The sequence below is a fragment of the Staphylococcus sp. GDY8P198P genome, assembly GCF_017891615.1.
GTDB classification, from domain to species: domain Bacteria; phylum Bacillota; class Bacilli; order Staphylococcales; family Staphylococcaceae; genus Staphylococcus; species Staphylococcus cohnii.
The window spans coordinates 208,589-235,322 of sequence record NZ_JAESJQ010000001.1; the positions used below are offsets into that span (position 1 = coordinate 208,589).

The window sequence follows — 26,734 nt, forward strand, 5'->3', positions numbered from 1 at the left end:
TTTTGTAAAAGTAACTAGCCTTTATTTTAGCCGTTACAATTCGGCATTGGACATGTTATTTTTTCTAGCTAAATACTTTTTCAATCCATATACTTTCAAAACAATTGCACCTGTAATAACAATTGGCAAAATAAACTTCTTCATATTAAAGTATTCTCCTTTATTAGTTTTTTGGCTATTAATCTTGAATTTAAAAAGATTCATTACACTTTTATGAACTTTTGCTTGGGTATACTTATATACCCACCAAGGTAACGTCGGTTCATATTCTTGTAACGCTATGATACATGCGTCACTATTAGGTAATCTTCTAAACTCTAATCTCGCATTACCACCATGTGAATCTAAAGCGAAATCTCCACCAACAATTCGATATAAAATTCTCTCATTATTAGAAGCTTTAAAATCTTTACTTAATAATAGTAAGTCCTTATTTAAACACGGCACACTAATCGTAAAGTTATCTTCGTTAAAATCACTATTAACGACATTTAATGTAATTCTATTTAAAAAATTTGCATATGATTCTGCCAATTGAATCATATTTACATCTTTAGGTAAGACTACCCTTGATATTGCTCTAACATCTTTAATATCGCCCTTACGTGATGACTTCCCTTTCTTTTGTGTCTTAGTTTCTTCTTCCAAGGCATTACGCACACTTTCCTTATAATCAATCTTGCCTATAGAAATGTCTTTCACAATATTTTCATCATTTCTAATCATATCATGAATTAAGCTATCCATTAACGGATAGACCATTTCTTTTGGAACACCTGAAATAAGTTTCACCCAATATTTACTTAGCCAAATGGGAATAATAGGCAAATCTATCGTAGGTAATCGTTTATCTAGTACCTCTGCAGTTTGCTTGAATAGATCTTTATAAGTCATATGACTAGGTCCACCAATATCTATCGATTCGTTCTCATTTGGATTACGCTCTACAATTTTATATAAACCGTCAATCACGTCGTCTATTGCAACTGGCAATGTTGTATTATAAGCCCATTTTGGTAGTAACAGGCCAGGTAATCTTTCTACTAATTTTTTTAATATAGGGTAAGAACTTCCTTTAGAGCCTATAATCAAACCAGCTCTTAAAGTACTTACTGGTACACCATATGATCCTAAAATCTGTTCGCACTCTAAACGGCTTCTTAAATGTGGTGATAATTCATTTGTATTAGGTATCAAACCACTCATAAATACAATATGCTGAACTTTGTTATAACTTGCGGCTTTAGCAAAATTATCAGCTAATAATGCATCCATATCTTCAAAGCTCGCCTGCGTCAACTTAGCTGAAGGCATCATAGAATGGACAAGATATATAGCGATATCAATATCCTCCATTACCTCAGTGATTTCATTTAAATCAAACAAGTCAGCTGCCTTCCAAGTAACATTGTGTTCATTTGATTTATTTTCTATATTTCTAGAAATAGCTATAATTTCATAGTTATCTTTTAATTTATTCATTAAGTGACTACCGATATATCCCGAAGCGCCTGTTAATAATATTTTTTTCATATATTTAGCCTCCAAATAGAAAAAGATGGGCAGGTAAACTTTACCTCAGCTCATCTTTAACTTAACGAGCTCACTTGCTCATTATCTTAATTGACAAGAGCTCCAAGTCTCTTACTTAATATTGTACCCTTCTTAAATCTTTTCAATCTTTATTTATAATAATTAATCAATAAATTTATCAAACCACAAGAATTTGACTAAAAAAGGAATAATCTTACTTGCTTTAATGATGTCACTAGTATAAAAAATTCTTTATCTTTTCCTGTATAAGCTGGAATTAGTATCATATTTGCTTTGGTACTATATAATCACTTTCGATTTAATATATATCTTGATATTATTGAAAAGTATTTGAGCAATTTAAGTTTATTTTTACAATGTGTCTACTACAACTTTATATTTTAAAAGTCATCATTTTCTATTTTATACATATATTCTTTGGCTCAGGCTGATGTAGATGTATACTTTGCTTCACCGTAATGATTCAATAATTTTTTTTTGCTCACTGACTTACCGTCTAATAAGAAGAAAACACCATTCGTTTTATGATTAGAAACCCCGTAATATGTTGGATCGTGTAAATCTTTATTATTTTTAGCTAATGCATTTTTAGTAATCTTGTGATTATTAATCTTGAAGTTATCAGCTTTTTGAGATGTTTTAAAATTCTTATCTAGAATAAAATTACTTTGATTTGCTGTATAACCACTGTAACTATAATAAGGTTTCACAGATTCTTGCGCATGTGCTTGAGTGATATTAAATAATTCGGGCGTTACGAAAAAGCCCAAAACTAAACTACTAGCTAAAATAAAGTTAGAAACTTTTTTCATAAAAACCCTCCTCATATTTGTCTTACAGGTCACGTTATTACATTAATGTTACAATGTTGCGATAGCATCACATGATAAAATACATTTTTTATTTCTTCTTACACTCATACACGCAAATTAACTTATGCTTTTCTTAATTTAGAAGCTTATCACTATAGAAAAATTGAAAAGTAAATGTCTGATATGAGCTTATTTAAACAAAGAGTACATAAGCGTTGTCAAGAGAATCATTTGATATACGTCGATTTTAAGTGTAAATATTAAAAAATCGCCTGGAACAAAAGTAATGTTCCAGGCGTGGCTATGATAAGTCTTATAATAGTTTCGCAAGTGCGACCATGACAAATTGTAATGGTAAACGAATGACATGCTGCTTAACACTATCTGTTTCATCTCTTTCATCTTTGTAAGAGATGTTCTTACGTGCAGCGTAAATATTTGCAGGAAATACGAGCCAAAGGAATCCTTGTACTACTTTTCTTACGCGTGATCTATTTTTAGCACCGAGTACATAAAAAGCAATTATAAATTCTAATATGCCCGAATACTTAACTATTGCGTGTTTGAAAGGTAAATAGGACGGCACTATTTTTAAAAACATATCTTTATTTTTAAAGTGTGCAACACCACTTTTATAAAACAGTAAACTAAATATGAATCTTACGATGATATTTTTCATAGTCTTCTCCTATTCTTCAGCGACTTTGACAACTTGTTTACCAAAATTCTCTCCTGTGAATAACTTTCTAAATGCAGAAGGTAAATTGTCAAAACCTTCATCTATCGTCACTTCAAATTTAATTTTACCTTCAGACACCCATTGTGCGAGTTGTTCGCTTGCTTCTTTAAAATGATCAGCGAATTGTGCTACTACAAAACCTTGCATCAATGCTTGATTTTTAATCAACGTTCCTTGGATACGTGGTCCAATATCGTCTTTTTCATTATTATATGCTGAAATTGCACCACATACCGGAACGCGTGCAAATCGATTTAAGTGTTTAAACACTTCATCAGAAATTGCGCCGCCTACATTTTCAAAATACACATCAATACCATCTGGTACAGCCGCTTCGAGTTGCTGTGCGAAATCATCTTGTTTATAGTCAATGGCCGCATCAAATCCTAATTCATCTGTTAAATATGTTGTTTTCTGCTTACCACCAGCAATACCGACAACTTTTGCGCCTTTAATCTTAGCAATTTGTCCTACGACAGAGCCTACTGCACCTGATGCAGCTGACACGACAACCGTCTCGCCAGATTGTGGTTGACCAATTTGAAGCAATCCTGTATAGGCCGTCATTCCCGGCATGCCTAAAACACTCAAATATAAATGTAATGGTACATCTTTTGATGGCACAGGGGTCACATCGTCTCCATTCACTGTATTTATCTTTTTCCATGGTAATATGCCTGTGACATAATCGCCGACAGATATACGTTCATCGTTCGATTGTGTAACTTTTCCAACAATATGACCTTGTAATGGCTCATTCACTTGGAAAGGTTGAACATAACTTTTTGTATCATTCATTCTGCCTCTCATGTAAGGATCTACAGATACATAAATGGATTCTACTTGAACCTCACCTGCATGTGGTTCTCGAGTTTCTATTGTTTCAAATCTAAATACATCGTCTTGAGGGATACTTTGTGGTCGTTTTGCAAGTACAATTTGTTGATTATTCATTTATTATTCCTCAAGATATTTAATCGTTGCGTCTGATAATGATAAATCACCATTAATGATTTGGAATTCGTGACCTTTTAATGTTTCATCAGTTAACACAGAAACAAGCACTTCTGCTACATCTTCTCTTGTAATAGACGGATTTTGTACATTTTCAAATTGCGCACTCATATTGAATTGTTGCGTTTCATGATCGTTAGTTAATGCGCCTGGATGCACGATGGTATATTTTAAATTTGCATGTCTTAAGTAGTCATCCGCATAATGTTTAGCAATAGTGTATGGTTTCAAGTCGCCTGACGCATCAAACGCTTCTCGACGTGAGTCGTACGTTGATACCATAATAAAGTGTTGATGACCGACGTGTTCACTTGCTTTAATTGCTTTCACTGCACCGTCTAAATCTACAATGATTGTTTGATCGTCACCTGTGCTCCCACCAGAACCAACGGAAAAAAGGATTTGATCATACGATTTAAATAATTCTATTAATTCATCAATAGATTGTTTTGCGACATCAATGTATGTTGCATCGATACCATCTGCTTTTAAAGATTCAACTTGTTCTTCTTTTCTAACACCGGCAGTAAAATCAACATCTCGTGCTTTCAGTTTACGTATAAGATGTTGACCGACGCCACCATTAGCACCGATAATTATTGATTTCATGTGTATCGCTCCTTTATGAAATTATTGATTAGCTAAGATTTTTAAAGCGTGTTCAGCAACAGCATGTCCTGATTGAGGATTTTGACCAGTCACAATGCGACCATCTACGACTGCGAAATTGCTCCAGTCATCCTCTTTTTTAAAATGTGCACCGTTACTAATAAATTCGTCTTCTAATAAATATGGCATGTATTCAGTTGTACCATTTGCTTGTTCTTCACTATTTGTAAAACCAGTCACGTCTTTATGACGAACGAGGTAATCGCCATTTTCTTTAATGTCGAGTAGACCAGCCGCACCATGACATACAGAAGAGAGAACGCCTTGGTTATTGTAAATACTTAACGCAATGTCGTTAAGTTCTTTGTTATTTCTAAAATCCCAAATCGCACCATGTCCACCTGCAAAGTAAATGGCTTGATAGTCGCTAGAATTAACCTCTTTTGGAGATAACGTTTGTCCAAATTTGTTCATATAATCATGGTCCATATAGTATTCCCAGTCCTCAGCTCGCATCATTTCAGGGCTAAGACTGATAGGATCAAGAGGCACATATCCACCGTTCGGACTTACGAAATCAACATCATAACCTGCGTCATAGAAATCTTTCGCAAAGTGCGTAACCTCTGAGAACCACGCACCCGTAGGTCTGTCTATATTATCGTATTTTGCAATGTTTGTTACAACAATTAAAGCTTTTTTCATTGTATTTCCTCCTCATTCATATTTATATAGAGTACAATATCAGTTAAACCTTGGTTTAAGAGAAAGGATATGCTTACATGAAACAATATTACATTGAATATGTCTCAGATTATTGCAATATACCTAAAAGCAAACTGCGTTATTACGAGAAAAAGAATATCTTGAAATACATCGACCGAGATAGCAATAACAAGCGTTTATACACAGACGACGATATCGAAATGATTAAATTTATCCAGTGCCTAAGCAATTTGAATATGCCATTAAAAGAAATCCGAAAAAACACAGACATGCTTTATCAAAACCAAATAGATGTCCCAAGCGTGTTACGCGCACACCTAGAATTCTTGAATGAACAACGGAATTTGATCAGTACACATATTGACTTAATTGAACAAGAATTACAAACTGCCATGACCGAGTGACGAGGGAAAAGGGGTGTGAATTAGAAGAACGATGAGAAGAGTATGGAGGGATAGTGAATGAATAAGCATAAGGAAATTGTAGATTTTAAAGGTGGAGTGCGTAGATAAAGGGCGATAGGTGGATAGGCAAAGCTGGAATGAGTCAAAAAATTGCGTCGGGTGGATAAGCTAGAATAGAATGAGTGGGCGATGGATGGATAGACTAAAATGGTTATAATATACCTTATACCTAAAATTACAGAGTACTAAAACTATCTTATCTGCCATCTCTTGACGAGTTCTGCTTATCAGTTGATGATGGGGTATTCTATAATACTTATTAATTATTGGTAAAAATAAGATGCAGAGCCATTGTATAATCCAAGCACTTCACATCTATCTCTTGCTTTTCATTTATTCCTAAGAAATGATTCTAAACTTTTAGTTACTTTTTTAGTTCGCAATATATCGGCTTCTTCGAATAAGGTGCTTCTGGTACGTGAATTTCAATGTACGCTTTATTTTCAATATTAAGAATTTTAACATCTTTATCTGATAAAATACTTTGACTAACTTTATTTCTTCCATAATTTACTTATTAAAATTCCAAACGGAAACTATATAGTACCAGTACCTAAAAAATCAAAAATTGTAAGTAATATAACTAATTATTTTAGTCGTAAAGTGACACATTAACTTAATCACTTTCCTTAACCTTTTCTACAAAGAAAGAGGCTAATATAAACTAATTCTTAAAATCATTTAGTAGCCTCTTAAATATATTATTTTTATCTACAGATATATCTTTATTATTAAAGCAATTGAATATAATAATGCATTATATTTTTTCTTGCTTTTTTAAATTCAGCAGTTCTACTTCAACTAGAAATAGGTCTATAAATTATAATACAAATTGAGTTAATGCTTTCTTAAAATATCTCTTAAATACCCATCTATTTCTATGAGTCCATATCTCAATCATATTATCTTGCCTCTGGTTCGTTTTGAAAACCTACTAAATTTTTATTACTCAATCATTATACAAATCTCTAAATGCTTTAGTAAATTTACTTTGAATATCATTCCAACTATTTAACTGCAAATATAATTGATATAAACATCAACTATAATATTTAAGCTATATTGTAAAAACAGTCTAATTTTCTAATAATAACATGAAATAATAGAACTAAACTATAAACATTTATCTGCTACGCTAAAAATATATATAAATATAAAAAGAACTATATAATCTATTATAAGAGTAGTACAATAAATAAGGATACTAAAAATATTGAGTTAAATACAAAAACCCATTATTTACATAATGATAATTAGAACTAATTGAAGTATAAAAAAAATAAATCTTACAAAATGATATAGGAGTAAAAAATGAAAATTATAAAAAATGACAAAAAGAATAATAAAATTAAAGTTAGCGTACTAATAAGTACTTATAACAAAGAAAAGTTTATTAAAAAAACACTAGATAGTATATTAAATCAAACAATGGATAAAAGTGATTTTGAAATAATAGTTGTAGATGATTGTTCCACGGATAGTACATCTGATATTGTATCTAAACAAGTCGAAAGCTTTGTTAATTATCAATTTGTACAATTAGATGAAAATTCAGGAACGCCGGCAGAACCTCGTAACCTATCAATTGATTTAAGTAAAGGGAAATATATAATGTTTGTAGATGGAGATGATTGGTTACCTTCAGATGCAATTGAAAAATTATATACACTTTTAAAATCAAATAAAACAGACTATGCTACAGGTCTTACAAAGTATGTATATACTGATCATATTGCACGTAGTGGTGTTGCTTTATCTAAAATTGCACATAAAAAAGTTGATTTAAAAAATTTCAGAAAGTCATTTTATCATTTAGCACCTGCTGGTAGGATGATTAAGTCTTCGGTAATCAAAAAAAATAATATCCGTTTTCCAGAAATGATTTATGGAGAAGATTTACAATTTTTTGCCGAAGTATTTTTTAACACTAAAAATATCAGTACCACGCAAGATGTGGTCTATTGTGCTAATCGATATGATGAAAATATTTCTTTAGTAAAATCAGAAGAATCTACTGTAGTCAATCGTATGAAGTGGCAAAATGAAGCCTATATTTATTTAATAAATAAATATAAAAACAATAGAATTTTTACTAGTTTGTTATATCGAATCATAAACAAAGATATCTTAGAAGGTAAATTTTATAAGAAACAATTTATTAAAGAAATTGATATGCTACTGCCTGTTTTTCAAGATATTTTAGATATCATAGATAAAAATTTTAATTCACTAGACTACGTCGATGATGAATTAAATCAACAGGCTATAAAACTTATAAAAAATGGAAACAAACAAGAGATTATAGATTTTGTTAACTTTTATTTAAAGAAAGACGATAAACAACTACATGTTTTAAACGATAAATATTATTACTCATATAATGGAAATATCTATAAAAAGAGAATACATGTTACGTTACAAAAAATATTTCAAAAAGATGAAAATATTTTTTTAAAACTAAATTCTAAAAACTCAGAATTAAAATATCTTGAAATAAAAAGCAGAAAGGACCCAACAAACTATACAGTTTTAAAAATCAAAAAAAATCTTTTCAAACCTGGTGAATACACAGTTCAATTTCAAACAAATAAACTGCCAAAAGGAAAATTAGCTCTGACAGTTCTTGATGAAAATTTAAATGGGTCTGTTATTAAATCAGGAATGCAATTCAATTTTTATGAAACTGTTAATGGTAATCTGGGCTATGTAAAAAAAGATTAACTTTTTTGCTAATATTACTAACTATATAACAAGAAGAGAGTTTAGCAACAATTTAAGAAACTATAAATAAGAAGTATTTCGAATCAAATTTTGTATAATTCTTAAAGTTTTGAGGAGTTATTTGAATACAAACAATGTTTACACTGGCCAACCAAGCAGGGAAATTGAAATTTATTCAAATAAAAAATAAGCATACTTATTCATCAAAATACCCACCTAACATTATAGATGGGGATTTTTAAATTTTGCTATATAATTGATTTAAAGCTGTAAGTAATTCATTTTCAAATTCGCTATTTAGCTTCTCAAATTTTGTATATAGCTCTTTATTAGTCGTACTTAAGTCAATAGTAACAGATTCACTTTCATTCTTATACATGCTTTCGTAACTGTAATTTAATTCAATTGAAGAATCATAGTCTGCTGATAAAACAATACAAGTCGCAGATTGATTGGGCATATATGTCTTCTCTTTTTGAGCTTCAAAAAACTTCTTTAGATAATTTGGTATATCTTTTTCTTTTATATTTATTTCATCAATTTTTGCCGGGGAATTACCATAAATTTTAATTACAATTTTTTTGGCAAAATCCCTATATGATATCCTTCATAGTATATACCTATATATCCTTTATTTTGATTATATATGACTTTTTGTATAACTAGCAGTTACAATTGTAGCTATACAAGCAAAAATAGCAATGATTACTGAACATATTGAAACTATTAAACTAGCCACCTCAATTTCAAATCCTCCTTCTACATATAATTATTTTTCATTAAAAGTATACACAACTTATTTTTTAGTTTTATTTGTGATACGCTTCTGCTTATCGATTTATGATGCGGTTTTTGGTTAATAAATAGCCGGTTTCAATATGAAACCGGCTAAACAAATTTTATGATTTTTATATATTGGGATAGTAACTACAATAATCTTTTAGCAATATGAACAGTAATTTTAGGATGAATGAATTAACTGATAGCAATCTACATGTATAATACAAATATGTAGCGGTTGGTTTCTTATAATAAATGACTCAATGTTCTTACTAATATGATTACGATTAATAAACGTTAAATTTTTATTTTTTTAAATATCTAAGTTACAGCGGATACTTTAATTTAGTGAAATTAACTTACTCTAGTAGTACTTTTTTAAAAATGTCTTTTCAAAATTCATGAGCTGATACATAAATTTTTCAAAATCTTCTCTAACAAAACAGCTTAATAAAAGTAATTTTATTTCTTTTGTTAAGTTGTTTTTTATTTCTTTTAATAAGCGTTCTCCATTATGCGTCAAACTCACTAATTTAGTACGTTTATCATTAGAATAAACTCGTTGCACATAACCTTTGTATTCTAACTTCTTAACACGTTTTGATGCAGCTGTCTTATAAGTACGTTGCTTATTTGCTAAGTCGTTAATCGATACTTTTTCATTATGCTGAATAAAATACATTGTTTCTATTTGTTCATAAGATAAGTAACGACCTGGTTCCAATTCTTTAACCATGTTAGTAATTGCTTTATTAATATTCGCTGTAGCATCATAGAATTGGTTAATTAATATTTCTAAGTTTCCCTCTTTATCCTCCATATTAACCTTCCTTACTAAACTATCATTTTTCAACCATCATTTATTTTTTAAAAATTAAATATTACTTATTATAAGCATAATAACTTTATTCCATTACATCACTTTCTTCAGCTTTTTCAGTTGCTTTTCTCATCAGTGGATCAGTAATTGGTTTAAAGATAACACCAATTAATAAAAATCCTATACCAAATAATGAAAGTACCACTAATTTTTTAGTTAAAATTTCAGGTACAGGTCCTCCAACTGCTTCTCTTAAAGCATCTATTGAATAGGAGAAAGGTAAATAAGGGTGAATGACTTGGAAGAACTCTGGTGTAACTTGGATTGGGAAGGTTCCACCACCACCTGCTATTTGTAGTACAAGGAAGATGATTGCAATTGCTTTCCCTGGATTTCCTAACAATGACACTAAAGTATATACAATTGAAATAAATACAAGTGATGAGAATACTGATATAGCAATAAACCATACAACAGATTCAACTTGCGCTTTCAGTATCACTATATCTCCAATTGATACGATGAGTGCTTGGATAATACCCAACGTGTAGAACAACCCACTCTTTCCTAGATAAATTTCTCTTGTCGTTAGATGTGGCTCTAATGTTTTATGTTTATTATCTGTCGTTAATAAACTTACTAGTAATAAAGCTCCTACCCATATTGCTAATGCTGTGTAAAATGGTGTGCTTGCTGAACCGTAGTCTTTCACAGGAAATATATCTTTTTGATCTATATTAATTGGATTTGCGATTACATTAGCTTGTTTTTTCAAATCATTTTTCAATAGGTCTACCATTTTATCCACTGCATCGTCGTCTTCAATCTCATCAAATAGTTTGTTCGCTTTAGCCAGATCTTTTTCAACATCTGGTAATTGATTACGGGCAAAATCTGCCAAATTGTGCAAGCTTTCTTTTGCACGTGGTTGATTTGTATCTAAAATATCTACCAAATTATCATAGCGATTAAACAGTGTTGGTATTGTATTGTTCACAGTTGCTGTTGTATCAGATAACTGTTGTTCTAAACCTGGCAAGTCATTTTCAATAAATGATGCTGCGTTAGAAACACTTTGTTTAAATTGTGGATAATAATTTTGAGCAATAGACATTGCATCCATATATCTTTGCTCAATGACTGGTAGTGCACTTTGAATCGTCTCAATTCTATCCTTACCAGTAGTTAAAATACTTTCTCCTGAATTTATAACTTGATCAATTGTGTTTAATTTCGATTGAACAGTTGATAGTTTTATATCGCCGTCATCTAATAATGACATCACATCATTAGATACATCTAATAATTTTTGGTTTAGTTCTGACTTAATATAGTTTCTTAAATCATCTAAGCTACTATTCACGCGTGGAATTTCTTTAAGTAATTCTACTGCTTCTTCTTTACCAGAACTTCCATTCGAAAGTGCTTCACTAAGTTGATTTTGTGTCTTAATTAAATTATTAATTCTATTATTTGCTGATTCTAATTCCTTAATCTCATCAGAAAGATCTACCTTTTCTCTATCTTCAAGCTCTGATAATATATCTATAAACTTTTGATTGGACTTACTTGTTACTTCAAGTCTAGATTTAATATTATCTAAAGTTTCTTTGAAATCTTTTGGCTTATCTGTAGATATAATACCGTAAGTGACATTTTTTAGCGCATTAATATCTTCTTGACTACTTTCCGCTTGTTTGTCGGTATAATTGGATAAAGATAATAATGATTTTGATAGTGAAGATTCCATTGCGCTTACATCTTCACTACTTATTGCTGTTCCATTTTGATTATTCCCAGCATTGTCGCTATTACCATTACTTATTTGCGAAGTTTTAATATTTGAATAACTATCTGACCCTTTAGAACTTTGCTGCTCAGTTTCAACATTTTCTTGTAATCGATTATTAGCATTTTGATTTGCTTCTTGTGCATTATCAACGACTTCTTGATAGCCTTCGACACGCTGTTGCACTGCAGGTAAATATCCTTGCGCTTCATTCAGGCCTTGTAACCCTGCGTCAACCCCTGCGCTTGCAAGGTCTACACCACGATTAATTTTTGGAAAAGCTTCTGGTACATCATTAGATGCAACATTCAAGGCATTTTCAATATTTGGCATGTAGTCATTTAATGCCAATATCAATTTAGCTCGCTCATTTAATGTCGGAATGGCCGCATTAACTTGGTTTAATTTATCTGCAGCATCTATAACTTCACCTTTATGATTTCCTAACGCTCTAAATTCATCAGCATAATTGTCAATCTCATCCTGATTTTCATCTAAATATATTATTTTATCAGCAAAATCATTAATTTTAGGTATAGAATCATTAGCTTTAGATACTGCATCTTCAATTTTATTTATGGTTGGAATTTCTTCCTCAAGTTTCACGCCAAGTCGATTTGCTTCATCTAATAATGCTTTTGTTACTGTCTCATTAAATTGTTCATTTGCTTTTTGAACAATGGCACTCGTCCCTGCATTTGTCATTTTAGGCGCAATCGCATTAAGTTTTTGATTCACTTTGTATTCTACGTCTGCTTGCTGTGGGTTTTTTCGAAGTGTGCCGGTAATTTGGTGCGTAAACTTCTCTGGTATGTAAATGGCCGCGTAATAATCGCCCATCTTCAAATCATGATCGGCTTTTTTTCGACTTACAAATTGCCAATCAAAGTTATCGTCTTTCTTTAGTTTATTGGTAATTTTATTGCCCACGTTCACACTTTTATCTTTAACTGTATCTCCCTTATCCTCATTTACAACAGCTACTTTAATATTTTTAGTATTACCATATGGATCCCATGTCGCTTCTAAGTTAAACCAAGCATAAAAAGAAGGAAGAAGTGCTAAACCTCCTAAAATCACTAAAACAGCAGGCGTCTTAGCAATCTTTTTCAAATCCATTATAAATAATTTTATTGCGTTCTTCATTTATACACCTCTAAAACTGTATCTATTGATTTTTCTTACATAAATTTAAAATTACTATTTGTTAATTTCATATAAGTTGATATAATGAATGCATTAACGAATTTTTCCATTTTTTAGTTGATACACATCAACTATATCTAAGTCTGTTTACAGTGTACCAAGACAAACCATAGTTTGTACATAGTAAAGTAATATATTTTAGAAAAGAGGTATTTTCATGAAGCAACAAAAATTATTAGTCTGTTTGCTTTCAACTTCTTTACTTATTCCATCATTTTCTATCAACGATGTTAGTGCCGAATCTTTAGAAAAAAGTGCCACAACTTCTGAATCAAATGACGTGTATAAGGAAAAAGATGAGGAGCAAGCTAAGCAATCGCATTTATCAAAAAATGGAAATGATGAAAAGAATAAGTCTAGTGATGAAAAGGAAAATAGTACAAAAGATGAAAGGACTACAGAAGATATTAATAATAAAAGACATAAAACTTCTGATAATGAATCATCCAACGAAAAAATACCGAGTTCATTTGAAAATTCATTTAATGATTCATCGTCTTATGATAGTTTGAATGTTTTCAAGCCAGAACCTTTTAAGAGTGACAATGATGGGCTATCTGAATTATTAAATCAACTGTTCTCTAATAATAAAATGAAACAAACTTCTACTATAGAGAATAACAATGTACAAAACGAGAAGAATGAGAGTAAAAATGATGATACATCTATAGATCAAATAAATCCAAATACGACAAATTCGGATGATAGTGACGAATCAAATACTAACAATTTAGAAAAAAATAGTGATAAGGGTTCACTACAAGGTGACATTGATGATGTACAGTCATCTGAGAAGTCAAAGAATGATGATATAGATAATAAGTCTGAATCAAACAAACTTCCAATTGATAAAAATCAAAAAAAAGATGATGGTGAGTCAAAACGATCTTCCCAACAAGATCGATCTTATGAAGAAGCAAATAATGATGCTGATGATCTAGACAACAAAGATAATGACACACCTGCTACTGAAAACGATAATGCCAACAGTGATAACGAAAATGCTGATAAATCAGATACAAAATCTGACGATAAAGTATTAGATGCAATTTTAGACGAGTATAGTGAAAATGCTAAAAATAATAAAAAACAATATGATGCTAAAAAAGATGATTTATCAAATGGAAATAGTAAAAGTAAGGAAAATAATTCTGAGAAACAGGCATCTAATACAAATGCTAACCCTCAATTACCTTCTGAATCACAATTAGCTAAAAAAGAAAAGCCAGCTCAATCATTTGAAAACGACATAAACCAATCAAACATCAGATCTACTGCAATTTTCCAACAATTGCCAAATTTATCAGATGATAGTAAAAATTCTAACGATATAACAATTACTGAAAATAAAAACACACGAGGTTTTATTAAATCAATTGCACAAGACGCTCACGACATAGGTCAAGATGAAGATATTTATGCATCTGTTATGATTGCACAAGCCATATTAGAATCTGACTCAGGAACTAGCAATCTTGCTAGTTCACCACATTTCAATTTATTTGGAATAAAAGGAGCTTATGAAGGTCAGTCGGCTACATTTAATACACTTGAAGATAATGGCAGCCATACGTTTCAAATTTCAGCAAACTTCCGTAGCTATCCAAGCAAAAAAGAATCATTGGAAGATTATGCCAATTTAATCAAACACGGCATCGATGGTAATCAGGACATTTATAAACCAACATGGAAAAGTGAAGCTTATAGTTACCGTTCAGCAACAATGCATTTGGCTACCACATACGCGACTGATTCACAATACGCGGACAAATTAAATAGTATTATCAACCACTATGACTTAACACAATTTGATAATAAAAATATGCCTGATTTAGATAAATACAAAGCGAACAACGATGATTATGATTCAGCTTTCAAACCATTTTCAGAAACAACAAATGACTCTCCTTATCCTCATGGGCAATGTACATGGTATGTTTATAATCGCATGGCACAGTTCGAGAAATATGTGAGTGGTGATTTAGGCGACGCACGAAACTGGAATAATCGAGCAGAAAGAAAAGATTATGCTGTTTCTTCAACACCAAAAGCACACACTGCCGTTGTATTTGAGGCAGGTCAACAAGGGGCAGACCAGATTTACGGTCATGTAGCTTTTGTAGAAAAAGTTAACGATGATGGTTCTATCGTTATATCAGAATCAAACATTAAAGGACTTGGTATCGTTTCTTACAGAACAATTGATGCAGATGCTGCAACTGAATTGAGTTACATTACAGGTAATAACTAGTATGTTTAAATATTCCCTTTATTTTATTTATTAAAGTGTTTAATTTAGCTTTTATTCATTCAAAATACAAATGCTCCATTCAAAGTCCCACTTACTAGTGTTCACTTTGAATGGAGCATTTTAAATATACTATATGAATTAACTCATACTAAAATACAGTATGAGTTAATATTTACAATTTTTCTATTTATTTCGTTTGGTGAACCATATTAATCCACCACCTATAATGAAAAGTAGAATCCCTAATGGAATCGTTGATTTTTTTACTACTGTTCCTGTATCAGGTAAAGAAAAATCACCATTATTGTCAAATAAACCACTTAAAAAGCTACCCGAGGAATCACCTAGAGATAAAGCACGACCAGGCGAAGGATTAGATATATCCTTAATTCCATCTAATATACTGTTTCTATTGAATAAATCGTCAAATAGACTTGGTGTACCAAGTAATTTTGAATTTCCACTTAATTTTCGCATCTGTTCAGCTCTGTCTAACAAACTCCCATCAAATTTATTAGATAAACTTGGCGTATATTTTAATGGTTCAAACAAACCATGCATATCATCTTTAAATTTACTTATGTCTTTATCAGCCTTTAATAGATCATTCAACTCATTATTAATTCCCGATTTCATTAGATTTAATAAGTTATGCTTAGAATCTTCTTTTTTGGCAATAACGTCAGCAAGCGCTTTAGCTTTAGCATCATTTAATTTCGTAGCTAGCATTGTTTCTAAAGCTTTACGTTTATCATGAGATTGGTCCAATATATTTTCTAAAATATCATCACTTGTAACATTGTGCCCAAAATGATGTTTGATTAAAGCTACAATTTGTTCGTTACTAGGATTTTTATGCATTATTTCATCAACGATTTTTGATGTATCTATATGATCAAATTTAGTTAATAGAATTGTTTTAATAAGTTCTTGCTTATCAGTTGTTTTATCAAACATAGATTTTAAAATATCATCACTCGTAGTAGTAGATAAGTTATCTAACTCACTAACAACTTGACTCGCGATTTGTTGATCTGTTTTACCTTTTGTATCTATACGTTCTAAAATAGATTGTGCACTCTTTTCATCAAAAGTACCACTAACAATATCTTTTACAGCTTGTTCTTTATTATTTACAGATTGTAAATGATTTAATACAACGTCATTTTGTTTTTTTAGACTTTGTTGCGTTTTTTCTATTTCCTTTTTCAATTTTTCTTTGTTTTTAGCAGATATTGAGTCTCGTTCAGAAAGCTTTGAATCCAATATCTTTAAATTATTTTCTTTATTTTCGACATAATAATCTAAATTATCTTTTACTTTTGAATGGTTTGTCGTAACTTTATCGATGTCTTTTTTAATTTTGTCTGATTGTTGCATTTGATTACTCTTAGTATTAGATGTATCTTTAAATGCTAAACCGTCTTGGTTGTTTTCTTTAACAGCGCCTTCGTCTTTTTCTGAAGCCGTATTTTTATTTTCTTCACTATCATTCATATCTGCTATATCTTTACTTTCTTCATTTAGTTTACCCATATCAACTAAATTGGAAAAATTAACACTATCATCAAACAAATGAGCTGTATCTTGCTTTGTATCTCTTTGATTTAAATTAGCATCAAACGTATTATCTTGCAGACCTTCTTGATCGAACAATTCATTACTATCTTGTTCTTCAATATGGTTAGACTTTTCTTTGACAGAAGAGGCTATATTTTTTTGACCATCTAACTCACTTTTTACACTTTCCTTATCTTCAGATACTTCCTTTTTGTCATTTTCAATTAAATGACTCTGCACTTTATTCTGTTCAATGATTTTATTATCAACCTTTTTTGCTTTCTTCAATATTGCTTCAACTTCTTCTGTACTTTTAGCTTTTATAATTTCATTAATAGAAGCATCTTTCTGACTATCTTTAATGTTTTTTAGTTTATCAATTTTCTCTTTACCTTCTTGAATGCGTTTTTCTAGCGTATTTTCACTATTCGAATGTGTCTCAATATTTAAATCAGCCTTATCTTTTGCTTCTACTGATGGTGTTGAAGTCACACTATATCCCATTAAAGAAGTGCTAATAATGAGGGCCACACTAGAAAATTTAAATTGATGATTTAATCTAGTTTTATTATTTAAATTATTATACCTTAACTTTTTCATTAAATTCACCTTTCTTCTAATTATTCATCCTCATTATATAGGTTATATAAATTTATTCAAATAGCAATATTGAAATACTATCTCATTTAAAGTAATAAATATTGTACAACTCAACTTTTAGCTTTATTTATTATAGGGTTCACCGCGCATGATTTTAAACGCACGGTAGACTTGCTCGATTAAGACGACGCGCATCATTTGGTGTGGAAATGTCATTTTACTGAATGATAGTGCGTAGTCACTTCTGTTTAAAACGTCTTGATGCAAGCCATTGGAACCACCGATAATAAATGTGAAGTCGCTTTGGCCACGTGTCATGCGGCTTTCTAATTCTTTAGCAAGTCCTTCAGAAGTCAGCATATTGCCTTTTATTTCTAAAGTAACGACTGTGGATTGTGGCTTTACTTTTGCTAGTAAGCGTTGGCCTTCTTTTTCTTTCACTTGTTCAACTTCTTTGTCACTCATATTTTCGGGTGCTTTTTCATCTGGTACTTCAATAATTTCAATTTTGGAATACGCACCTAAACGTTTTTCGTATTCAGCTATGGCTTGTTTCCAGTATTTTTCTTTTAATTTGCCAACTGCAAGTATAGTAATTTTCATAATATGCCTCCTGTAAAAGCTTAAAAATCAATAGTTATTAGACTTATCCACAAGTTATGCACTTATTCACACAATTCCCTCTTATTATAACAGGAATGTATACGATAATTTAAAATAATTTACGTTTTTTTCACAAGTAAGAGTGGATAACCTGTTTATTTGTGGATAACTCTGTGTATAATGTGGGTATTTCTCTGTTAATTGTGCACATCTCTGGATAACTTTGGATAAATACGTGGATAAGTTGCCGATTGTCTTACATACTTATTCACAAAATTTACGTTTATTTTACAAAATCTCATGTTCGTTCAAGCTATAAGGTAAGTTATCCACTGTTTATAAATTATCAGATAAATGCATATATGTAACTACTTTAATTAGCTCGTCATTTTATAAAATTGATAGTTAAACAAACCTCTAATTTAGTTAAAATGATTTCGTCGTGTCATCACGGCAAGAGACTAAGGATCATGCATAAATCGTCTCCGATAACTCAATAATATGAAAACTGGTGCTTTAACTAGATTTACGTTTAGCCATCGTGTTAAAAAGTACTCAATTTCACTTCATATGCCAACTACGCTTCGAATCATCTTCAGCAAATCCATCAAGATCCTCTAACTTTTCAAACAAGCCGTTTAAACAATAGCTTACAGTAATCTCGGGTTAGTGCACAAAAAAGCCCTAACCGCTTCAATGAAGGGCAAGGGCTGCTTTATTATAGTGTATATATTGGTGTGGCTTGAGCTTTGTCTGTGTCGCAGAGAAGTACTTCTTTTTCTGTATCGATGTCGTGTTCGTTTAGGACTTGGCCAACGCTCATGCGTGCAAGGTCTTTCATGTTGTTGTCTTGTGATAAGTGAGATAGGTAGATGCGTTTCGTGCTGCCTGTAATGACGTCTGTCATGGCGAGCCCTGCATCTTCATTAGATACGTGTCCCATATCACTGAGGATACGTTGTTTTGTCTTCCATGGATAGCCACACATACGAAGCATGTCAACGTCGTGATTACTTTCGAATACGAAAGCATCACTGCCTTGAATCATGCCTTTCATGCGATCTGAAACGTAGCCTGTGTCTGTGAGTATCGTGAATTTTTTATAATTATTATGGAAGATATAAAACTGTGGATCTATGGCATCGTGAGACACGTTAAATGATTCAATATCAAAGCCTGCAATAGACTTAGTCTCGTATGGATTAAAAATGAATTTCTGATCCATTGGAATTTTACTATCTTTCTTTTCGATTGCCGACCATGTTTTTTCGTTTGCGTATATTGGCAATCCGTATTTACGTGCTAAGACACCAAGGCCTTTGATATGGTCGGAATGTTCATGTGTTACTAAAATGCCGTTTAAATGCTTAATTTGTTTGTCGATTTGACCAAACAGTTCTTCCATCTTCTTACCTGTCAGGCCTGCATCGACGAGAATACTACCTTTATCACTTTCTACATAAGTGGCGTTACCTGTACTACCACTCGCTAATACACTCATTCGTATCAAGCGATTCACCCTTTCTAATCGATAAACACTCGTTGCTTATAATTTGTATAGGCAGTCTACGGTTTATGTGACCTCAACATGCCCTCTGTCTAATGATTAAAGTTTTTATATCTGTTGTGTTTTTTAAATTATGTACTTTTGAACTATCCTATGTGGTACATATTTATGCTTACATGCGTTCATCTTAAATCAACGCAGTTGGTTTATAACTTTGATTTAACAATAATCTATTTTAACATACTTTGAAGCTTAAATTGAATTTAATGTTTAATGTGGTGTCTTGTTTTTTAAATACTGTGTCTCAAAGTACATAATAAAAGAGCGGTATCAAAATCAATGTTAATACTTTTGATTTCGTATATCCGCTCTCTTATTTTTATGATAAATCTTTCAATACTCACTAAACGATATGCTTGCGTGAAGTCATAAATGCTATGTCCGCACTATTCTTCAACAATTTTGGGACTGTCTGAAATAGCTTCGACGTAATATGTCTTGGATTCGTCTTTATGTTTTACTTTGATTTCCCAATTGGCTTCTAGTACTTGCACGTTAGGCTCTTTAACGACGGTATAATAGCCGAGTCGGACGTTGGTCACTTCATCGTTTCGTTTAAGATAACGATTATAATAAAGTGCTTCTATCGCGCTTTTCGCAGTGTTTACTTGTTTCTTATCGTTGTTAGCACCTTCTGATGGCTCTATGGATTTCATAGCTGTTTGTCTGTAGCTTGATGCTTTACCATCGTCATTGATATTAAATTTGAGTTGTGCTTTACTATTATTCATGATTGGAAAGTCGTTATAAGTCTGTTCAAAAGTAACATTTTTATCGTCAATTTTACTCATTTCGTAATTTTGACCTTTAAAGATTTTATCTTTAACATACGATTTTAAATCTGTGTATTGATCGTTACCTACATCAATTGGATCATTGATTTCACCTTTGATTTTTTGACCGTCTTCTTCGCTTGCAATACTTGAACGTGCTTTTGCATAAGATGAAAAATCATTAGATCTTGCAGTGAGTAGTTGCATTTCTATATTTTTAACGCTTGGCAAATTTTCAGGAATTTCTATTTTTTCTTGTTTAAAATTCACTGCATTTTCGTCGGCGCTATCGTTAATATGAGATTTGTTGACTTTATCAATATAGATGATGATAAGGCTGATGTTCACTAGAATAAATACAAAAATAAATAATGTTTTCGTGTGTTTCCAGTTCATTTATTCTAGCCCCCCATCTTTGTATGCACGCCACTTGTCATCGTACTCTACATACCAACAGGGCTTAAATTCACTGTTGCGCTGGATTTCTATATCACCGTTGTCCTGTTTATCTTCCATGCGGTAACCAATGGTCATGTTTGTTACCTTTTCGAAATCTACTTCAGGATTATTGGCTAGTTCCGAACGGACAGTTTCAGCGCCTGGCAGGTTGACTTCTTTTTCGCCACTATCAATAGTTACATTTGCTTTTAATAACGTACGCGCATAGCTATAAATACCTTTATTGCCCCAAGAAACTTTCAATGTATTTAAATCGTCGTCGTTAAACGTTGGTCGTCCATTCAAGAACAGTTGATAAGTCAGATCGCCACGTTTATCGTCTGTATGGAATAATCTGAAATCATCTGTAAAACCACCGTGATTATTGATGTATGCATAGGTGCTTGGAATGCTTTCTTGCATGTTCGTTGAACGGTTTTCATCTTCTAATAGATTTGTGTAGCGATATTTTTCGGTCTCATCATTGTAGTTGGCCACACCTGTATTATTGTTGTAAGTGACTGCACCGCTTCTTGAACTACGCACTACCACTGAATCGTTAAATAGTATTGAATTCATGGTATCTACACTAATGTGATTATAGATTGTATGGTAGGATTTTTGTCCTTTTGGTGACTTCGGCGCAAAGATATGTGTCGCTTTATCTATCGTATCTTTATTGGTAATAATTTCTGTGTATGGTTGCATATGCTTATGCTGGTTTTCCAATGCTTGTGTGAATTTATCTGTCTTCACAGTTGTGGTCATGCGTACAACATTATGTCTATCTTTACTAATCGCATAAAGTTTAATTTTGCCGTCTTGATTGTTGTCTATTAACAGGCGATCAAATTTAAAGTTGTTGGGTACTTTGGCATTGATATTTAATACTTGTCCTAAATATGTAGCAAGTGGCATATCATAGGTGAAGTCCAATACTAAAAATTCATCGCTCAAGTCTGGAATAATTAAATTATGATTGCTGTGCATTTGTTCAGCGTGTAATACACGATGATTTTTTAAGGGTTTAATGATTTCTTCGACATTGCTGCGTGTTGCTTCCATACCTTCTGTACTTTCACCTTTAGAGTGAATGACTTGGTATGGTGTGATCACTTGAGGCATCCCTTGTTTCAAAGGTTTACCGATTGTATTTGATTTCGCTTCTTTTTTACTATTGTCTTGTTTATCAACATTAGCCAAATCAGGTGAAAAGTTCCATGTCATATACGTCAAAATCGCACTCATGAGTACTAAAAGAAATAGGATAATAGATTTAATTAGTTCTTTACTCTGCATCCCAATCACCATCTTCTAGTACTTCACATGGAAGTGTAATAAAGATTGACGTACCTTGTCCTTCTACACTATTTGCCCAGATGCGACCGTTATGTGCTTCGACAATTTCTTTAGAAATGGCTAGTCCTAATCCTGTACCACCCATTTTTCGCGTCCGTGCTTTATCTACACGGTAGAAACGATCAAAGATTTTATCTACTTTATTGATAGGGATACCAATGCCGTTATCTTTGACGCGGATGGTCATACGATTATACAGTGAGTTTTGTTTCACGTGAAACTCAACACGTTTATCACCACGTGAATACTTCATTGCGTTGGTAATGACATTGTCAAACACTTGTGTCATCTTATCTGGATCAATTTCTGTAAAGATTGTTTGTTTTGGAATCTCACGTACAAATGTTGTATCCTTCGCTGACATTTCATGGCGATTAATAATTTTATTGATAAACATATTAAAGTCGACAATTTCTTTGGTAATCTGATCTGATTCGTTATCCATTTTTGATAATTGTAGTAAATCGTTTACGAGTCGAATCATACGTTCTGTTTCTTCACGTGTTACTGATAAAAATTGTGGTGCTAACGCATCATCTTTCCATGCACCACTTTCTAATGCCTCGATATAACTATTCATGGATGTTAACGGCGTACGTAATTCATGTGAAACATTCGCCACGAATTCGCGACGTTCTTGTTCAACTTGTTGTTGTTCTGTTACGTCATGAAGTACGGCAATATAACCTGTAACGAAGCCAGTCTCTTGTACGATTGTACTAAAGTTTACACGAGCGATTATACCTTCACTTTCATTGATATCTAATAAGAAACTATCATTATTTTCTTGAATTTCATCTAATGAAAAATCTTCTTCTAATTTAAGCATATTTAACATGTAATGACCGATAATTTCTTCTTTCATCATGCCTAGCATCGTTAATGCCATATCGTTGACAATACGCACACGGCCACGACGATCGGTTGCGATAATACCATCACTCATATGCGTAATGACAGAGTCTAGACGTCGTTTTTCACTTTCTGTATTTGCTTGTGCTTCTTGTACACGTTTGGATAAATTATTAAAGGCTAGTGCAAGTTCACCAATTTCATCATTACCGTAAATTTTAACACGTTGCGTATAGTTACCTTTAGACATCTCAACGGTTTGGTTACGCATATCGGTAATTGGCTTTGTGATTGTGCGCGCAATAAAGAAACCTAGTATCACTGTAATTAATAGCGAGATGCCTGTCCCAACAATAAAGATCTGGTTGATGTTACTTAATTGGTTATATACATCGTTGATATCTGCTTCTATATAAACATCACCAATTGTGCCATCATCTGATGTCTTCACTGGTAAATTGTAGACCCACACACGTTGTTTTCCATTACCATAGTCTTTTAATACTGTATGGCTATTAATTTCTCCTAGAGATAGCGCTTTTTGTATGGAGCTGTCATTAGCTTTTTGATTTATTAGACTACGCGTAGACTGCTTTGAGGTAGCCATGATAATTTGATCTTTATCAATAAAACGAATTTCTTCTATTTCTTGTCTATTGGCATACTCATTCAATAAATTTTGAACTTCTTTTTGTGCATTGACTGAGTTGTCTTCGTCATAGACTTTTTCTATATTAATTTCTATTTGTTTCGCGTATTGCGAGATATTATTTTTAAATGTTTGTGTTAATTCTTTTTCTAGACTATTGGTAAAGTATAAACCGATAATCTGCATACCGATTACGATTAACAATACATAGACAATAACAAGTTTCGTGTGTAGAGATTGAAAATGTTTAAGCCACTTCATTTAATATTGTCCCCTAATCGTGTTGTTGGAGGAAGTATCCAACACCACGGCGTGTCACTATATATTCTGGGTGTGATGGATCGTCTTCAATTTTTTCACGTAAGCGACGAATCGTTACGTCTACTGTACGTACATCACCAAAATAGTCATAGCCCCAAACAGTTTGTAATAAATGTTCACGTGTCATAACTTGACCCATGTGTTTAGATAAATAATGGAACAGTTCGAATTCACGGTGTGTTAATTCAATATCTGTACCACGTTTTTTAATAGAATATGCATCTGGATAGATAACAATATCTTTAATTGTAATTTCATTAGATGCATCGTTCACTTCTTGTGCTGGTTGTGAATAATGACGACGTAAGTTTGCTTTGACACGCGCAATTAATTCACGCGTGCTAAATGGTTTCGTCACGTAGTCATCGGCGCCAAGTTCAAGACCCAATACTTTATCGATTTCTGAGTCTTTTGCGGTTAACATAATTATTGGCATTTCATATTTTTTCCGTACTTCACGGCATACTTCCATGCCATCGCGACCAGGTAACATAATGTCTAATAAGACAATGTCTGGTTCTTCATCATATATTAAATCTACTGCGTCATTACCATCATATGCACAGAATACTTCATAACCCTCTTTTTTCAAGTTGAACTCTAAAATATCAGCAATTGGTTTTTCGTCATCTACTACCACAACTTTTCTAGCCATATTTATAAACCTCATTTCTAAATTGTAGTACGTTTACATATTTTTCTACGCATTTCTCTATAATATAATTTACCATTTATAGCGTGCTAATTCTATTTTTCTAAACAAAAAAATAAATTGGTATATTGTAAAATTATAACATTTTTTACTATTAATAGGTTAATTATAGATATATTAAGCCTACACAACATGATATCACTGTGCGACTATATTGCCCATAGTCTATAAAAAAGTGATACATATCTCAGCAAGGGTCATGTTATTTTGACTAAGGTATTTGAGATAACTTAGTCATAATTTGAACATGATGTCGCTTAAACTGGATATGCATCACTGATAATATTAAATATTTTTAGATTTTTTAACGAAGAGCGATAATATAAATCCGATAACTGTCAATATTACAATAAAGAAACAGGCATATTGGATACCATAAGACAGTACAACTTCTTGTTCTGCATTTGGATGGCTTGCGCCAAAGGTACGCATTGCTGTGGTATAAATCGTAATGGCAATTGCAGTACCAGCTGAACCTGCTACTTGTATTAACGTTGTAATTGTTGCTGAACCATCAGCATAAAGGTGGTGTGGCAATTGATTTAAGGCATTTGTCTGTGCTGGCATCATGACCATCGATATGCCAAAGAAAAGTACCATGAATGCCAAAATAATAGCCCAAACAGGTGTAGAAACTGAAATCATTAATGCAAACGTTAACGCAGCAATAAACATCAGTAAAAATCCGAAAATGCCAAAGTATCTAGCACCAAAACGATCAAATAAGGAACCAACAATCGGGGATAAGATTAAATTGATTGCATTACCTGGTAATAAAATTAAACCAGCAATAATCGAATTAAATAATAAAGCACCTTTTAAATATAGCGGCAATAATATACCCATAGATAGGATGCATAATATCGTAACGAAAACCATTGCAGCCCCTATGACAAACATTGGATATTTAAATACGTTTAAATTAAGCATCGGCGAATCAATCTTGAATTGTCGTACGATAAAGATAGCCAGTGCAACAACGCCGATTAATAACGGCAACCATACAATAGTACTTGTAAATGGTGCTTCAGCTAATGTGCTTAATGCAAAGATTAATCCCGCAAATCCTATTGTAGATAATGCAATAGAAATCATATCAATTTTAGGTTTGGTAATTTCTCCAACATTTTCTACTTTTGAAATTGCCATAAATAATACGATAATGTATAAAATCGCACTAATCCAAAAAATATAATGCCAGCTAGAAGCTGAAATAATGACACCTGACAGCGTTGGTCCAAGCGCAGGTCCAGCGGTAATCACTAGACCCATAATGCCCATCACGGCACCGCGTTTTTCTATTGGGAATATAAGCATCAACACTGTCACCATGATTGGTAGTAAAATACCTGTGCCAAGTGCTTGTACAATACGTCCTAATAATAAGAAACTAAAATTAGGCGCGAGCGCACCAATAATAACGCCTATTAATGATAATACAATTCCTGTAATAATAAGTGGTTTCGTATTAAACCACTTGATTAAATAAGAAGAAGCAGGTACTAAACAAGCCATAACGAGTAAATATCCCGTCGTCAGCCATTGCACCACTGCAGCTGAAACTTGAAAATCAGCCATAATATCTGTGAGTGCCATGTTTAACGCTGTTTCACTAAATAATCCCATAAATCCACCAATCATAAGTACAAGTGCGTACATGCTTGGGTTCTTTACTTTTACTTGCGTTGTCATTTTAAATACTCCTTTTTAATGGTTCCATGAAGTATAAGTATTATTAAGAGACCTAACATTGATATGTAATGCTGTCGTACGTGATAAACTTCGTACGCATTTACCTTTAAAATTAATCTCTTC

At 32.2% G+C, this 26,734-nt stretch carries 19 protein-coding genes and 2 pseudogenes; 3 read left to right on the forward strand and 18 right to left on the reverse strand.

Annotation, left to right across the window (positions count from 1 at the left end):
* Nucleotides 1-33 precede the first annotated feature (33 nt).
* The 7 genes and pseudogenes from KA824_RS00820 to KA824_RS00845 all read right to left on the reverse strand — a co-directional run bounded on the left by KA824_RS00820 (nt 34) and on the right by KA824_RS00845 (nt 5,433).
* Nucleotides 34-1,533 (reverse strand): NAD-dependent epimerase/dehydratase family protein, encoded by a 1,500-nt coding sequence (locus KA824_RS00820; RefSeq protein WP_107523490.1) that lies wholly within the window; start codon nt 1,531-1,533, stop codon nt 34-36.
* Nucleotides 1,534-1,695: 162 nt separating this feature from the next.
* A pseudogene (locus KA824_RS12840) lies at nt 1,696-1,841 on the reverse strand (hypothetical protein); the annotation flags it as partial.
* A gap of 138 nt (nt 1,842-1,979) precedes the next feature.
* A pseudogene (gene isaB / locus KA824_RS00825) lies at nt 1,980-2,366 on the reverse strand (immunodominant staphylococcal antigen IsaB family protein); the annotation flags it as partial.
* Between the two features lie 313 nt (nt 2,367-2,679).
* Nucleotides 2,680-3,045, reverse strand: coding sequence for a DoxX family protein (locus KA824_RS00830; RefSeq protein ID WP_069821800.1), 366 nt, complete (start codon nt 3,043-3,045; stop codon nt 2,680-2,682).
* Between the two features lie 9 nt (nt 3,046-3,054).
* Nucleotides 3,055-4,059 (reverse strand): NADP-dependent oxidoreductase, encoded by a 1,005-nt coding sequence (locus KA824_RS00835; protein ID WP_107523492.1) that lies wholly within the window; start codon nt 4,057-4,059, stop codon nt 3,055-3,057.
* A 3-nt stretch (nt 4,060-4,062) separates the two neighbouring features.
* The gene (locus KA824_RS00840; protein ID WP_002506276.1) at nt 4,063-4,728 is read right to left on the reverse strand and encodes an SDR family oxidoreductase; all 666 of its coding nucleotides are present in this window, start codon (nt 4,726-4,728) and stop codon (nt 4,063-4,065) included.
* 21 nt (nt 4,729-4,749) lie between these two features.
* On the reverse strand, nt 4,750-5,433 hold the full coding sequence (locus KA824_RS00845; protein WP_002506275.1) for a type 1 glutamine amidotransferase domain-containing protein: 684 nt from the start codon (nt 5,431-5,433) through the stop codon (nt 4,750-4,752).
* Between the two features lie 77 nt (nt 5,434-5,510).
* Here KA824_RS00845 and KA824_RS00850 point away from each other — a divergent pair, with 77 nt between their 5' ends.
* Both KA824_RS00850 and KA824_RS00855 read left to right on the forward strand, forming a co-directional pair.
* The gene (locus KA824_RS00850) at nt 5,511-5,858 is read left to right on the forward strand and encodes a MerR family transcriptional regulator (RefSeq protein WP_107523493.1); all 348 of its coding nucleotides are present in this window, start codon (nt 5,511-5,513) and stop codon (nt 5,856-5,858) included.
* Between the two features lie 1,371 nt (nt 5,859-7,229).
* Nucleotides 7,230-8,639, forward strand: a complete 1,410-nt coding sequence (locus KA824_RS00855; RefSeq protein WP_154409630.1) for a glycosyltransferase family 2 protein — start codon at nt 7,230-7,232, stop codon at nt 8,637-8,639.
* A 238-nt stretch (nt 8,640-8,877) separates the two neighbouring features.
* Here KA824_RS00855 and KA824_RS00860 read toward each other — a convergent pair whose 3' ends face one another.
* From KA824_RS00860 to KA824_RS00870, 3 genes are all read right to left on the reverse strand, one after another.
* Nucleotides 8,878-9,099 (reverse strand): hypothetical protein, encoded by a 222-nt coding sequence (locus KA824_RS00860; RefSeq protein ID WP_107523783.1) that lies wholly within the window; start codon nt 9,097-9,099, stop codon nt 8,878-8,880.
* 684 nt (nt 9,100-9,783) lie between these two features.
* Complete coding sequence (locus KA824_RS00865) at nt 9,784-10,239, reverse strand: MarR family winged helix-turn-helix transcriptional regulator (RefSeq protein WP_107383505.1); 456 nt, start codon at nt 10,237-10,239, stop codon at nt 9,784-9,786.
* 85 nt (nt 10,240-10,324) lie between these two features.
* A complete protein-coding gene (locus KA824_RS00870; RefSeq protein ID WP_107386111.1) occupies nt 10,325-13,174 on the reverse strand; it encodes a YhgE/Pip domain-containing protein in 2,850 nt (949 codons plus the stop codon).
* Between the two features lie 217 nt (nt 13,175-13,391).
* Between KA824_RS00870 and KA824_RS00875 the strand changes: the two genes are divergently transcribed.
* A complete protein-coding gene (locus tag KA824_RS00875; protein ID WP_119537747.1) occupies nt 13,392-15,485 on the forward strand; it encodes an amidase domain-containing protein in 2,094 nt (697 codons plus the stop codon).
* A gap of 183 nt (nt 15,486-15,668) precedes the next feature.
* Here the strand turns inward: KA824_RS00875 and KA824_RS00880 are convergent, their stop codons facing one another.
* From KA824_RS00880 to KA824_RS00915, 8 genes are all read right to left on the reverse strand, one after another.
* Complete coding sequence (locus tag KA824_RS00880; RefSeq protein WP_107386113.1) at nt 15,669-17,645, reverse strand: GA module-containing protein; 1,977 nt, start codon at nt 17,643-17,645, stop codon at nt 15,669-15,671.
* Between the two features lie 123 nt (nt 17,646-17,768).
* The gene (gene rlmH / locus KA824_RS00885) at nt 17,769-18,248 is read right to left on the reverse strand and encodes a 23S rRNA (pseudouridine(1915)-N(3))-methyltransferase RlmH (RefSeq protein WP_119517556.1); all 480 of its coding nucleotides are present in this window, start codon (nt 18,246-18,248) and stop codon (nt 17,769-17,771) included.
* 718 nt (nt 18,249-18,966) lie between these two features.
* Nucleotides 18,967-19,767 (reverse strand): MBL fold metallo-hydrolase, encoded by an 801-nt coding sequence (locus KA824_RS00890; RefSeq protein ID WP_103211427.1) that lies wholly within the window; start codon nt 19,765-19,767, stop codon nt 18,967-18,969.
* A 434-nt stretch (nt 19,768-20,201) separates the two neighbouring features.
* A complete protein-coding gene (locus tag KA824_RS00895) occupies nt 20,202-20,984 on the reverse strand; it encodes a two-component system regulatory protein YycI (RefSeq protein ID WP_107523312.1) in 783 nt (260 codons plus the stop codon).
* On the reverse strand, nt 20,985-22,325 hold the full coding sequence (locus KA824_RS00900; protein WP_040030064.1) for a YycH family regulatory protein: 1,341 nt from the start codon (nt 22,323-22,325) through the stop codon (nt 20,985-20,987).
* Nucleotides 22,315-24,147, reverse strand: a complete 1,833-nt coding sequence (gene walK, locus KA824_RS00905) for a cell wall metabolism sensor histidine kinase WalK (protein ID WP_046207189.1) — start codon at nt 24,145-24,147, stop codon at nt 22,315-22,317. Before walK ends, KA824_RS00900 begins: the two co-directional genes overlap by 11 nt.
* Nucleotides 24,148-24,160: 13 nt before the next feature.
* Nucleotides 24,161-24,862, reverse strand: a complete 702-nt coding sequence (gene yycF, locus KA824_RS00910) for a response regulator YycF (RefSeq protein ID WP_019468531.1) — start codon at nt 24,860-24,862, stop codon at nt 24,161-24,163.
* A 342-nt stretch (nt 24,863-25,204) separates the two neighbouring features.
* On the reverse strand, nt 25,205-26,611 hold the full coding sequence (locus tag KA824_RS00915; protein WP_107523311.1) for a DHA2 family efflux MFS transporter permease subunit: 1,407 nt from the start codon (nt 26,609-26,611) through the stop codon (nt 25,205-25,207).
* Nucleotides 26,612-26,734: the final 123 nt, after the last annotated feature.